Below are 13,128 nucleotides of genomic sequence, written 5' to 3' on the forward strand. Positions count from 1 at the left end.
CTGGAAAACATGAGTATTCAGTCAGTCAAAATAAGCAGAGCTAACTCATTCCCCCTCGCCCAATTCAATGATACGATGACATTGTTGGGCTACATAAGCATCGTGGGTCACGATAATGACTGTTTTCCCTTCTCGATTCATCTCTAAGAGAAACTTCAAGACCAAATCTCTATTTTCAGAATCCAGCGAACCTGTAGGTTCATCGGCTAAAATCAGCTGGCTGGGTTTTAAGATGGCTCTAGCAACTGCAATTCGTTGTTGTTCGCCCCCAGACAACTCGGAGACCTTTTGATGCAAAGTAGCTGACAAACCTACTCTCTCTAAAATTTCTTCCACCTTTTTGAGCTTGTCTTTCTTGGACAATTTCACATATTTCAGTGCCAGCATAAGATTGTACTCGACCGTTTCATCATCAATCAGGGCAAAATTTTGAAACAGATAAGAGATATGTTCACGGATTATTGTTTGCGACTTAGCAGAATTGACCGCTAGATTTGTCTGACCAAAAATCTCATACCGTCCGCTATAATCACCATCTATCAAACCTAATAAATTTAACAAGGTCGACTTACCACTACCACTCTTGCCAACAATGGCTACCAAATCCCCCTGATCAATCCTGAGAGATAAGTTATCCAAAATCACTTTTCCCCCAATGGTTTTCGTAATATTTTTCAACTCAATCATAAGATGCCTCCTTTCAATAACTCTACTAGACTTTTTTTCTCCATCCTAGAAGCCAATACTAGCACAAATAGTATATCCAAACATGTAAAACCTGCAAACAGTAGAAGTGGCAGGAGCGCATGGGCAAAGAAAATCAATATTAGAAGAGGCAGACTATAGCCCAGCAAGAGCAGAACTAAGAGAGGACGGTAGCGATCGACCAGTTTCCACCCCATAAACTTCTTGGTAATGATATCTGTTCGCTTCAATAAGAAAGTTGTTACTAGTAAGAAGTAGGAAATCATCATGCTAAGGAGACCAAACAAAGCAAAGAGTATATTAAGATTTCGAACTGCATCTCGATAAGAATCTACTTTCTCTTGTTGAATGGCTTGAAGCGATGAAAATTTTAAATAGCTACCATCAGATAAGTTATCGACTAACTCTGTAATCACTTTTTGATTTTGCTCTGTATTTTCAATTTTCATCGGGTTGTTTAAACCTGTCGTTGACAAGTGAGTCTTTTCTTCCCACATCATGTCTTGATCATTTACCAGACTAATGATTGGATTGTGGAGATTTTCCTTTCGCTCATTATTATAAGGGAAGAAAGACCAATCTCCTTCATAGTAGGCAATTTCTACATCCATATCTTCTATTGTTTGCTTTTGCTGATCTTCATACCTCAGAGAAAGATAGGCGATGGATTTTCCCAAGAACTGATTCTTACCTTCTTGTCCTTTATCACTGGCTGGCATTAAAATAACTTTTTTAGTGCTGTTATCTGGTAACTTGAATCCCTTGCTCTTTAGAAAATTGCTATTAGCATAGTAAACATCTACCTTATCAGGCAGTTGGTACTGCTGTACTTGTTCAGCTTTGATGACTGGTTTGATAGGAAGACTCGCACTTCGCACATAATTTACTTGTATTTTTGCTAGCAAGTCTTGATAAAATTGGTAGAAATAATCTGTAGATTTCCCTGACCCTGCTAGCTCTTCTTGCCACAGGTTATCATTGAGTTGGAAGGTTTCTAAGGTCAAGTAATTCCCTTGGCTTACCCACTGTTGCTGATAAGCAAGTTCTTTGTTTTCTTGTTCTAGACTTCTGCCCACCCCAATCAGTAAGGCCGTCAGTAAAATAGTTGTCCCTATTTTCATCACATAATTGAAGATAAGACCAAGTTTGACAGATGAAAAACCTTTCAACATGGAACTGACTGTCATTTTCTGAATCATCAGGTAGGTCAGCCAACTGATGAACAAATACAACTGTAAAAGCAGAAATTGGGATAAGAGTAAACTTGGGAACAGAAGTTTTGGCCTGTAGTCCAGCACTAAAAATAGTCCCAAGTCAATGACAAGACTTCCACCCAAGAGAAGATAAAAATTAGTCTTTACAAAACCAGCCAAAATCGCCCTACTTTGAAAACCAAGTAACTTTTGAACCCCCACTCGTTTCATCTCCATCATCGGCTGATAAACTGTTACTAACACAAGAAGTAAAATAGCCAAGACAAAAACAATGGCAGATAAAAGCAAATCTCGATTTATGACTTCCACTGCACTTTTATAGGTAGGCTCTAGCAAGGTAGCCTGGTCTATCTTGAAAAAATCGCTCCATCTCTGTACAATCCTATCCTTATCCATCTCTTGTGTAGAAGTTATCGTATAGCGACCATTTAAACTACGAGATGTATCCTTGATATAGGTTTGAAAAGTCATAAGCTGAATAGGCTTGGCTTTTAGAAAGGTCGGAATCGTACCAAGTTTATTAGAAATTTCTTTATTACTGTAGACTCCTTCACCATCTGTGGTAAAATCAAGAGAAGAAATCCCAAACTCTTGGTAGGGGAAGGTATCTTTATCAAAAACACCAGACTTGATTACCTCATCACCACTGTCTGTTTTGATGATGGAGACCTTGTACTCCTTTGATACATCCTCAAAAAATCGAAGAACAGACGCTGCAGGTTCGTTAATATCTTTCAAATACAAATCCAAAGAATCTACAGTCTTTCCCATTTCCCGAATCCGAACCGCTTCACGTGTGTAGTTTACATTAAAAACAAAAAAAGTGGTACACAGCAAGAGCAGGAGCATACAAAGATGACTGATTTTTTTCATAGAGATACCTCCCGTGAAGAGACTAAACTGGGAAAAACTAACTTTCCAATAAAGCCACACAGTGATTTTCTCAGTTTGATTATGTTCAATGCTGAAAACACTGTGTGGTTTTTGAATGTTTAGAGGTTAGTTTTTTGAGCAATCGTCTATCAAAATGTCCGTTTATCTGTCAATAATCCGAGAAAATCTTGTCGTTTCAAGTCGGAGAAATGTTTGGTAGAAAGACTTCCTTTTTGAAGTCCATCATCTCTAACCTGTAAATAATAGCTATGTTGGCTTGTTTTAATTGTCAAAAAATCGCCCAATACAAAAATTTTTTTCCAGTTACGAATCTCAAATTCTTTCATCTCTGATTTTGGAATGCGGATAAGTCCTTGCCGCAAATCACGATGATGCTCACTTGTGAAAGTCATCCCATTCCCAAGATTTCTTATCAGTAGTTCATCTGGAGTTACCATCACTAGTGCTATTTTAGTTAAGAGAATTTCAACTGTTGGTGGTAAAATCGCTAGATTAAACCAAGGGTGTAAGTAGCGATAAGCTAAGAAATAGTTAGGTTCCTCACCCAATCCTAGTTGTTTATATAAGGTCTTGACTTCACTATCTAACCTCGCTTCAAAAGACACATCTGAATGCTCCTCTTCCTTCTTCTGATTAAAATAACGCATCCAGACTAGGAAACCTATAAAGACTAGGACAAATATTCCTGATAAAAGATATTTTAAATTGTAGTTCATTACTTAACCTCCTGATTAACTTTTCCGCCTAAAACAGAGGCCTATCTATTTTGAAAATAGTTCCATAACAACTTTAAATAAAACTGGTGACATTGTATCAAGCTAGAATTCTTTCTTTTCTAGCTACATCATAGTACTACTTAAACTTATTTTAGTTTTCTCCCTTACTTTCTATATTACTATTATACAATATTTTTGCTAAGATTTTATTATTTGTTAACTTTTTTCACAAAAAGGAGTACATCATGCGTTATGATTTCGGGAAGGTCTATAATAAAGTTAGCCACCTACCATTACTAAAAGTTAGATATCTCAACTAATTTACCATTTTTCAATTCAAGAACAATATCAGATAATACTTCAATATCCTCTTTATTGTGAGATGTGACCAACATAGTAATATGATTCTTTCGAGCATAACTCTTAATTATTTTTCTAAGTTCTTCTACACCTTCATAGTCCATACTATTAAATGGTTCATCTAGGAGTAAAATCTTAGGATTTTCCATCAATGCTTGGGCAATCCCTAACCTTTGTAACATACCTAATGAATAATTTTTTACTCTTACATCTTTATCCTGATATAAATCTACCTTATTCAATACTTCCTCAATCTCTTTCTTAGTAATTTTATTTTTGATTGTAGCTAATTGCTCTAAATTCTCTAATGCAGTTAGACTAGACAAAAATCCTGGATGTTCAATAAGTAAGCCTACATCAAGTGGCATAGAGCCATTTTCACCAACAATTACACTTCCAACTGTAATCTTACCCGTAGTAGGTTTCATTAGTCCTGAAAGCATTTTAAATAATACACTTTTCCCGCATCCATTGGTTCCTATAATTCCATATATTTTACCTGATTCAAAAACATAACTAACATCATCTATAACACACTTTTTCCCAAATGTTTTTGAAAGATGATCTACTTTTATACAATCCATACGTTTCAACTCCTTACTCATCTTGATACTGCTTACTTCCTTTAGGTAATGTAATATCTTTATTTTCAAATATTTTAAAATTTAATAGAACTAACATTGCATCAACAAATACCAATATCCCACATCTACCAATGAAATTTATACCGTAACCATATACTGAACCGGAAATAGAAAACAATGAAAATGGTCTCAGATGTTCTCCTAACAAGCCCAATGTTGAACCCGCCATTACAATCAAAGTGCCCGTATAGATAACAAATACTAGCGATTGTGATATTCTAAACTGTGTTAAAAGTGCATGGAGCAGGGAAAAGAAATATAGCAACAATCCTTGTAAAATTATTATCTTCCCTATCTCATAAATTACGATATTCGTTTCAAAATTTCCAAATAAATACGTTTCTGAAAATTTTTTTGTGGCTGTTGAAATGCCGATGCCAAAGTTAGAATCTCCTATTCCTACTATAGTGGAAAATATACAAATACTAACCACATAATAAATCACACTTTTCAAAATTTTGAAATGCTTATTTCTATAAAAATCATTTCTACTTGAATACCTACTTAGTACAAAAAATATATTTTGTTCAACTGGGCTTTGTAGCATCATTATGAAAGCTAATAAAAACGGAAATGTGAAATATCCAGTATAGGAATCATTAAACATGATAAGAATCAGCTCACCAAAATGAAAATTCCCAAATTTATATTTCAATACTATCAGCTGACTAAAATTTGCTAATATAGCAAAAGCCACTAATAAATATATAAAACCTATATAAAAATCTTCTTTATTTTTTAATTCTTTAAATTTCTTCATCAGTTTCTATATCCCTTTTAAATTTTTTATACGACATCCAATATGATATTACTACTACAAGTATCAAATATACAAAAACAAATATTATGCTTATTCCTTTTACTCTTGAAACATCAAAAATTGCCATTGGTTCAATTTTAGTAAGACCTAAAAACATAGCAAACAATGATCCTATTGTCGTTAAAATAAATGGGGATAACCATGCAACAAATTTGCTCTTAATAAAATATGACATCGCCAATCCAACACTACTATATGCAACGCCAACAAAGGAACAATGTAAAATGATTATTACTACATAAAATAACGGGGATGTCCTCACTGCTGATTCATAAATAGAAACTTTTGTTATTGCATAATAAGCATCCATATTTATACTTCTATTAAAAAATAAAATTGACATTATCAAGAATAATAACATTCCAAAAATAAATGTTGTAAATGATATGAATCCATTGATTATAAAAATAGAATTAAAATACTGTTTATATCCCATCCTTGATATAATATATTTCATTATTCCACTTTTTCTATTTTCGATATGCTGTGACGCAAAAGGAATTGTTGCAATAAGAGGTGCCAAAACTATTAACAACGACCTATCACCATTATAACCTTGTAAAAATGCCACAATATAATCATGATTAAAAAAATACTCCATCCCCTCTTCAATAAATGCACTTACAGAAAATATCATAGAAGTTAAAATAATTAATATTGCTAAAAAGAATTGCTTATTTTTCATCCCTTTTAAAAACATACTGACCTTGTAATCCATACTTCTCTCCTATAAAACAAATGGGATGAGCGAACATGCTCACCCCCAAATATACAAACCTATATTCTAGCTCTTAATACTCATCAGGACTCCACGAACCGCTGGTTTGAACTTTAACATATGTTGCGAACCCTGTCCATCCACCCAATCTAAGATTAGCTCCTTCTGCATCTGATGGACTATTATAATTCAAATAAATCCTATCTCCACTGCCTGCAGAATATGTACGTGTCATTTGAGCGTCACCTCTAAAAATAGCACAGTGCATTGTATAACCACCACCGATTGATGTATTATTATTTACTCCTCTTGATTGATTTGTTTTATATAATGAGTCAGTCACTGTACGACCTCCGAATCTCGGCATAATCATATCGTAGTCCGAAATTTCTCTAGCAGAGACAGCCATTGCACCAATCATTAACGTAGCACATATACTTGCAAATAACTTTGTTTTAGTATCTAGTTTTTTCATTATTACAATCCAATCCTTTCTCTCCACTTACGACACAATACAAAATGAAAAACATGTTGTATTGTGTTGTTTTCTTTAATTTGGGATATGATATACTTCCTGTGAAACCAAATATGATAAACTAAAAATCAAAATTATAATGAATTCAAATTTATAGAATAACTACCTTAAAACGAAATTAACATTCACAGAAAATCTTATGTAATTACTAAATAATCCATTGGACTCACCTTCCTTTCATTTTTGCAACTAGCGCATTATATCGGCCATTTCCATGGGAAAACCGTAGCAATGCTAAATAAGAAAGCAAGAACAACTAAAAAGCGAAAAACTTTTTTATTCATACTTTTTCCCTCCTATCTATATTTTGTATCTATAGTATACCTCTTCTTTATTCTATTTTAAAATTAGTTAACTTTTTTCACATATTATTTTAGTTTTCTTTTTTACTATTCCTGGTATTATGATACAATATTTTTAACAGGATTTTATTATTTGTTAACTTTTTTCACGAAAAGGAGAAAGCCCATGCGTTATGATTTCGGAAAAGTCTATAAAGAAATACGTGAGTCAAAAGGATTGACCCAAGAAGAGGTCTGTGGGGAGGTTCTCTCAAGAACCAGCTTATCAAAAATTGAAAGTGGCAAGGCAACTCCCAAATATGAAAATATGGAGTTTCTTCTCCGGCAAATCAATATGAGTTTTGAAGAGTTTGACTATATCTGCCACCTCTATCATCCGAGCCAACGAACAGAAATCATGCAAACCTATCTCAATATGAGCTCAACCCTAGGGACTAGTGAACTCGAAAAACTATTTCAAAAATGCCAAGACTATCTCAAAACCCACCACGACCTGCCCATAGAAGAAATCAGAGATATGTTGGAAATTGTCATTCATATCCGTCAACATGGTACAGAGCAACTGTCAGACCAAGTAAAACAGACTATCAAAAAGCTTTGGGAAAAAATTGAAAAACAAGATACATGGTATGAAAATGACCTAAAAATTCTCAATACCATTCTTTTCAGCTTTCCCATTGAACACCTCCATCTCATCACTGGAAAAATCTTGCAACGCTTGGAAGTCTATAAAAACTACCAACATTTATATGACTTACGAATGGCAATCCTACTCAATCTGTCCACCATTTACTTATACCATCAAGACAAAAATATGTGTCAACAAATCTGCTATACTTTACTAGAGGATGCCAAGAAAAAGAAGCACTACGATAGGCTTGCTATCTGCTATGTCCGTATCGGGATTTGTACAGACGATTCTAAACTTATCCAAAAAGGTTTCTCACTTCTGGAGCTGACCGAGGAAACTTCTATGCTGTCTCATCTCAAAAAAGAAGTAGAGATCTATTCTCAACCGAAGGAAATATAAAAAAGTCGAGGGATTTCCTCGACCTTTTCATATTATTCTGTTCGTTATTTCTTAATACCAGCCGTTGTTAAGCCAGAAGTTTTTAGCGGCTGTCCATGAACCGTAACGTCCTGCAACGTAGGCATCTGCTACACGTTCTTGGTTTTCAGCTGAGTAGTCACCATTCAAGTATGAATCTGTCAATTGGTAACGTCCGATGTAACGTCCGTTTGTAGCTGTGTAGCTACCACCTGATTCTTTTTGAGCGATCCATTCTTTGGCTTCTGCTTCAGATCCGCTTACAGTTGTAGCAACTGTTTCTTCGGCTACTGTTCCGCTTGCTGCTGGAGTTTCTTCCTCTACCTCTATAGTTTCTGCCACTGTAGCTGAAACAGCTTCATCTTGGGCAGCTGGTGCTTCATAAGTCGTTGAAGCTGGTGCTACTGGCGCTGCTGGACCGTCGATAACCAACTCTTGACCGACATAAATCATATGGACGTTGTCAATGTGGTTGTTTTCTGCCAATTTCTCAACAGTTGTGTTGTGAGTTTCAGCGATTTCTGAAAGTGTGTCACCTTCTTTAACAGTGTAAGTTGATGATTCTTGAGCAGATACAAATGATGGAGCAAATACTGCAAACAAGGCAGCTACTCCTGCAAGAGTTGTTTTAATCTTTTTAGTTGTTGATTTCATATTTGAAAATTCTCCTTCTTTCTATAGTTCTATGATACCCTTTAAATATTACCGTTTCTTGACGCTTTTATGTAGAAATATTACAAAATTATTTTTTATTTCCCTAAATAAGCTATTTTTTGTTACAAAAGATGCTTTTTTATGCTATTTGTAGCATTAAAAAGGTTTTCATCCACAATTAAAGCCAAGCCCCTCATTCTTTGATATAATAGAGATAAGAATTTTTATAAGGGGAAACTGATGAAATCACTTCGTTTTCAATCTGTCTTTGATATCATCGGACCAGTTATGATTGGCCCATCTAGTAGTCATACAGCTGGTGCTGTTCGTATTGGGAAGATTGTCTCTTCCATTTTTGATGATACTCCGACAGAAGTCGAATTCCAACTTTTTAACTCATTCGCTAAAACCTATCGTGGTCACGGGACGGACCTAGCCCTTGTGGCAGGTATTTTAGGCATGGATACAGATGATCCTGAAATTCCAAACAGCCTGGAAATTGCCCACAAGCGTGGCATCAAGATTGTCTGGACCATTCAAAAAGATAGTAATGCTCCTCATCCAAACACCACTAAAATTACCGTCAAAAATGCTCACAAGACCATCAGTGTGACTGGTATTTCTATCGGTGGAGGAAATATTCAGGTAACCGAACTCAATGGCTTTGCCGTCTCTCTCAATATGAATACACCGACTATCATCATCGTTCATCAAGATATTCCAGGTATGATTGCCCTCGTAACAGAGGCCCTTTCACGCTATGGTATTAATATCGCCCAGATGAATGTTACTCGTGAAAAAGCTGGTGAAAAAGCCATTATGATTATCGAAGTCGACAGTCGCAACTGTGATGAGGCCATCGATGAAATTCGAAAAATCCCTCATCTCCACAATGTCAATTTCTTTAAATAGGAGGAAGCATGTTTTATTCTATCAAAGAATTGGTCGAGCAAGCAGATCTGGACTTTCAAGGAAATGTCGCAGAACTCATGATTACAACAGAGTTTGAATTGACTGGTCGCGAACGTGAAGAAGTCCTCCTTCTCATGGAACGCAATCTGGAAGTCATGAAAGCCTCTGTCCAACTTGGACTCAATGAAAATAAATCTCGTAGTGGCCTGACAGGTGGAGATGCTGCCAAGCTGGACCGCTACATCAAAAACGGAAAAACTCTGTCGGATTACACGATTCTCTCTGCTGCCCGAAATGCCATCGCAGTCAATGAACACAATGCCAAAATGGGTTTGGTCTGTGCCACTCCGACTGCTGGAAGTGCTGGCTGTCTGCCCTCAGTTCTAACTGCTGCTATTGAAAAATTAGACCTCAGCCACGAGCAACAGCTGGATTTCCTCTTTGCTGCTGGTGCCTTTGGACTAGTCATCGCAAACAATGCCTCTATCTCAGGTGCTGAGGGTGGCTGTCAGGCCGAGGTCGGCTCTGCCTCTGCTATGAGTGCTGCTGCCTTGACTCTTGCTGCGGGCGGAACACCTTATCAGGCCAGCCAGGCCATTGCCTTTGTCATTAAAAATATGCTAGGCCTCATCTGTGACCCTGTTGCCGGTTTGGTTGAAGTTCCCTGTGTCAAACGCAATGCCATGGGAGCCAGCTTTGCCTTCATCGCAGCAGATATGGCCCTGGCAGGGATCGAATCTAAAATCCCTGTAGATGAAGTTATCGATGCCATGTACCAAGTAGGAGCAAGCATGCCAACTGCCTTTCGTGAAACAGCTGAAGGTGGACTCGCTACCACCCCTACTGGTCGTCGCCTCCAAAAAGAAATTTTCGGAGAATAAGTTTATCAAATAGGAGAAATCATGACCTCTATCACAGCGATTTTTTTCGATCTGGATGGAACCCTCGTTGACAGTTCTATCGGGATTCACAATGCCTTTACTCATACTTTTAAGGAGCTAGGGGTGCCTAGTCCTGATGCCAAAACGATTCGTGGTTTTATGGGACCACCCCTTGAAAGTAGTTTTGCGACCTGCCTGCCCAAAGACCAAATTTCTGAGGCTGTCCAGATATACCGTTCTTACTACAAAGAAAAAGGCATCCATGAAGCTCAACTCTTTCCTCAGATTGTAGACTTACTTGGGGAGTTATCGAGCAGTTATCCACTCTATATTACTACTACAAAGAATACCCCTACCGCTCAAGACATGACTAAAAACTTGGGAATCAATCATTTCTTTGATGGCATTTATGGTTCCAGCCCTGAAACACCCCATAAGGCAGATGTCATTCGCCAAGCCTTGCAGACACATCAACTAGCACCGGAACAAGCCATCATCATCGGAGATACCAAGTTTGATATGCTGGGAGCTCAAGAAACAGGCATTCAGAAATTGGCCGTCACTTGGGGATTTGGAGAGCAAGCAGATCTACTAAACTATCAACCTGATTATATCGCCCACAAACCCATAGAAGTTTTGGAGTATTTTCAATAACATAGACTGGGCGACAACTCTATTTCAGAAGAAGATGAGGCAATCTATACATAACAAAACGCATACTACCAAGGTTTCAAGACCTGATAATATGCGTTTTTCTTTTTTATTCAACGTGGGTTGTTTGATTAGCAAAGGCGATAATGGCTTGCTTCAACTCATCTCCACTAAGAGTGCGGAACTCTTCAATCTTTTGATCGATAGCTTCTAGAGGCATAACATTGACCTTACCAACGAAAATCTTATCCATAACCTGATTGTCAACCAATTCAGTTGAAACCAAGAGTTCTTCATAGAGTTTTTCACCTGCGCGGATTCCTACCTCGATGATAGGAATTTCGCTTTCTGTGTGACCACTTAGAAGGACCATTTTCTTAGCCAAGTCATAAATCTTGACTGGTTTGCCCATATCAAGGATAAAGACTTCTCCATCCTTAGCATAGGCTCCAGCATGGATCACCAGACGACTAGCTTCTGGAATAGTCATAAAATAACGGGTCATGCGGAAGTCTGTCACCGTTACAGGCCCACCTTCAGCAATCTGGCGTTCAAAGACTGGAATCACACTACCACGGCTACCAAGAACATTCCCAAATCGAACTGCACAGTAGGTCGATTGGCTACGTTGGTTAAAGCCAGTAACAATCAACTCAGCCACGCGCTTGGTCGCTCCCATCACATTTGGTGGATTAACCGCCTTATCCGTTGAAATCATAACCATCTTAGGTACTTTGGCTTCATCAACAGCTCTAGCAACATTGTAGGTTCCACGGATATTGTTTTTGAAGGCTTCTTTTGGATTGCGCTCCATCATCGGAACATGCTTGTGGGCAGCCGCATGATAAACAATAGCTGGCTTGTACTGCTCAAAGACTTGCAAAAGACGGTCATAGTCTTGAATGTCCGCAATCACAGGTACATAATCAATCCCTTGAAACTTACGAATCAATTCATGATAAACAAGGTAGATTGAATTTTCACCGTGACCAAGCAAGACGATGCGTTCAGGATTGAAGCGACTAACTTGGCGACAGATTTCAGAACCGATTGAGCCACCAGCCCCTGTGACTAAGATTGTCTTACCTGTCAGTTCTGCGCCTAGACGCGATTCATCAAGACGAATTTCCTGACGTCCCAAAAGGTCCGTAATATCAATTTTTTGGAAGCCAGTAGCTGCTTGGTGAAGGCCTTGAACAACCGTTTCAACCTTAGGCATCTTGTAACATTTGACACCCAGCTTATTACACATCTGCAAGATACGCTCATATTCTGACGGGTCAAGAGACGGAATCGCAACGATAACACGTTCGATTTGATGACGTTTGGCTAATTCAGGCAGATTATCATAAGAGCCCAAAACAGGAATTCCACCAAGTTTTTGGCCCTTTTTCTTAGCATCCTTGTCCAAAATACCGACAAGTTCCAAATCACTGGTTGGATGTTGGTAGCTATCCATAAAGAGGGCCCCACCATCACCAGCACCAATCAAGAAAGTACGGCGGTGTTCTCCATCACCACTTCCTTTTTTGCGTCTTGAATAGATTAGTTGCCAAGTAATCCGTGGCAATAAAATCAAGAAGGTACTCAACAAGATAAAGAGAATGATGAAACGGATGGAGAAGAGTGGCAAGAAGGCATAGCAGATACTATATGACAAGACGCTGCTGGCAGTCACACCAAAAAAGATCTTCATAAAATCTGTAATCTTGCTGTAACGACTAATACTCGCGTTCAAGCCCCAAAATGCAATCATCAATTGATAGAACAGGAAGGCCAAACTCGTATAGATGATGTAGTCAACAGGGGCTGGATTAATCAAGCCGTAGAATAAGATATAAGATACAATGATGGAAACCACCATACTCAAAATATCAAATATTCCCCAGAAAACCTGTTTTTGTTGTTTATTTAAAATTTCCACCAGATCAATCACATAATCTGTGAGTTTTTTATTCATAGAAATTTACTCCTCCTTAAAAGAGCTGGATGATTATACTCAATGAAAATCAAAGAGCAAACTAGGAAACTAGCCGCAGGCTGCTCAAAACACTGTTTTGAGGTTGCAGATAGA

General features: G+C 37.6%; 13 protein-coding genes. 4 read left to right on the forward strand and 9 right to left on the reverse strand.

Annotation, left to right across the window (positions count from 1 at the left end; translation table 11 throughout):
* Window positions 1-45 precede the first annotated feature (45 nt).
* The 7 genes from SMI_RS09940 to SMI_RS09970 all read right to left on the reverse strand — a co-directional run bounded on the left by SMI_RS09940 (window position 46) and on the right by SMI_RS09970 (window position 6,546).
* On the reverse strand, window positions 46-687 hold the full coding sequence (locus SMI_RS09940) for an ABC transporter ATP-binding protein (protein ID WP_000571333.1): 642 nt from the start codon (window positions 685-687) through the stop codon (window positions 46-48).
* Window positions 684-2,792 carry an amino acid ABC transporter permease gene (locus SMI_RS09945; RefSeq protein ID WP_000723958.1) on the reverse strand — a complete coding sequence of 703 codons (2,109 nt, stop codon included), beginning with the start codon at window positions 2,790-2,792 and terminating at the stop codon, window positions 684-686. The genes SMI_RS09940 and SMI_RS09945 overlap by 4 nt, the downstream gene beginning before the upstream one ends.
* A gap of 149 nt (window positions 2,793-2,941) precedes the next feature.
* Window positions 2,942-3,529 (reverse strand): hypothetical protein, encoded by a 588-nt coding sequence (locus SMI_RS09950; protein ID WP_001108793.1) that lies wholly within the window; start codon window positions 3,527-3,529, stop codon window positions 2,942-2,944.
* Between the two features lie 296 nt (window positions 3,530-3,825).
* On the reverse strand, window positions 3,826-4,473 hold the full coding sequence (locus SMI_RS09955; RefSeq protein ID WP_012972615.1) for an ATP-binding cassette domain-containing protein: 648 nt from the start codon (window positions 4,471-4,473) through the stop codon (window positions 3,826-3,828).
* 13 nt (window positions 4,474-4,486) lie between these two features.
* The gene (locus tag SMI_RS09960; RefSeq protein ID WP_000713604.1) at window positions 4,487-5,293 is read right to left on the reverse strand and encodes a hypothetical protein; all 807 of its coding nucleotides are present in this window, start codon (window positions 5,291-5,293) and stop codon (window positions 4,487-4,489) included.
* The gene (locus SMI_RS09965) at window positions 5,280-6,071 is read right to left on the reverse strand and encodes a hypothetical protein (protein WP_000385029.1); all 792 of its coding nucleotides are present in this window, start codon (window positions 6,069-6,071) and stop codon (window positions 5,280-5,282) included. Before SMI_RS09965 ends, SMI_RS09960 begins: the two co-directional genes overlap by 14 nt.
* Before the next feature lie 73 nt (window positions 6,072-6,144).
* Window positions 6,145-6,546 carry a hypothetical protein gene (locus SMI_RS09970; protein WP_000732158.1) on the reverse strand — a complete coding sequence of 134 codons (402 nt, stop codon included), beginning with the start codon at window positions 6,544-6,546 and terminating at the stop codon, window positions 6,145-6,147.
* A gap of 528 nt (window positions 6,547-7,074) precedes the next feature.
* On the opposite strand from SMI_RS09970, the gene SMI_RS09975 reads away from it, so the two are divergent.
* Window positions 7,075-7,938, forward strand: coding sequence for a helix-turn-helix domain-containing protein (locus SMI_RS09975; RefSeq protein ID WP_001268145.1), 864 nt, complete (start codon window positions 7,075-7,077; stop codon window positions 7,936-7,938).
* 51 nt (window positions 7,939-7,989) lie between these two features.
* Here SMI_RS09975 and SMI_RS09980 read toward each other — a convergent pair whose 3' ends face one another.
* Window positions 7,990-8,610, reverse strand: a complete 621-nt coding sequence (locus SMI_RS09980; RefSeq protein WP_000843471.1) for a LysM peptidoglycan-binding domain-containing protein — start codon at window positions 8,608-8,610, stop codon at window positions 7,990-7,992.
* A gap of 240 nt (window positions 8,611-8,850) precedes the next feature.
* Between SMI_RS09980 and sdaAB the strand changes: the two genes are divergently transcribed.
* The 3 genes from sdaAB to SMI_RS09995 are packed head-to-tail and all read left to right on the forward strand — an operon-like array spanning window position 8,851 to window position 11,057.
* The gene (gene sdaAB, locus SMI_RS09985; RefSeq protein WP_000838911.1) at window positions 8,851-9,522 is read left to right on the forward strand and encodes an L-serine ammonia-lyase, iron-sulfur-dependent subunit beta; all 672 of its coding nucleotides are present in this window, start codon (window positions 8,851-8,853) and stop codon (window positions 9,520-9,522) included.
* Window positions 9,523-9,530: 8 nt separating this feature from the next.
* A complete protein-coding gene (gene sdaAA, locus SMI_RS09990; RefSeq protein ID WP_000500045.1) occupies window positions 9,531-10,403 on the forward strand; it encodes an L-serine ammonia-lyase, iron-sulfur-dependent, subunit alpha in 873 nt (290 codons plus the stop codon).
* A 21-nt stretch (window positions 10,404-10,424) separates the two neighbouring features.
* The gene (locus tag SMI_RS09995) at window positions 10,425-11,057 is read left to right on the forward strand and encodes an HAD family hydrolase (RefSeq protein ID WP_000200879.1); all 633 of its coding nucleotides are present in this window, start codon (window positions 10,425-10,427) and stop codon (window positions 11,055-11,057) included.
* A 106-nt stretch (window positions 11,058-11,163) separates the two neighbouring features.
* On the opposite strand, the gene SMI_RS10000 is transcribed toward SMI_RS09995, so the two are convergent.
* Window positions 11,164-13,014 (reverse strand): polysaccharide biosynthesis protein, encoded by a 1,851-nt coding sequence (locus tag SMI_RS10000; protein WP_001035710.1) that lies wholly within the window; start codon window positions 13,012-13,014, stop codon window positions 11,164-11,166.
* Between the last annotated feature and the right edge of the window lie 114 nt (window positions 13,015-13,128).

Source organism: Streptococcus mitis B6, assembly GCF_000027165.1.
GTDB classification, from domain to species: domain Bacteria; phylum Bacillota; class Bacilli; order Lactobacillales; family Streptococcaceae; genus Streptococcus; species Streptococcus mitis_AR.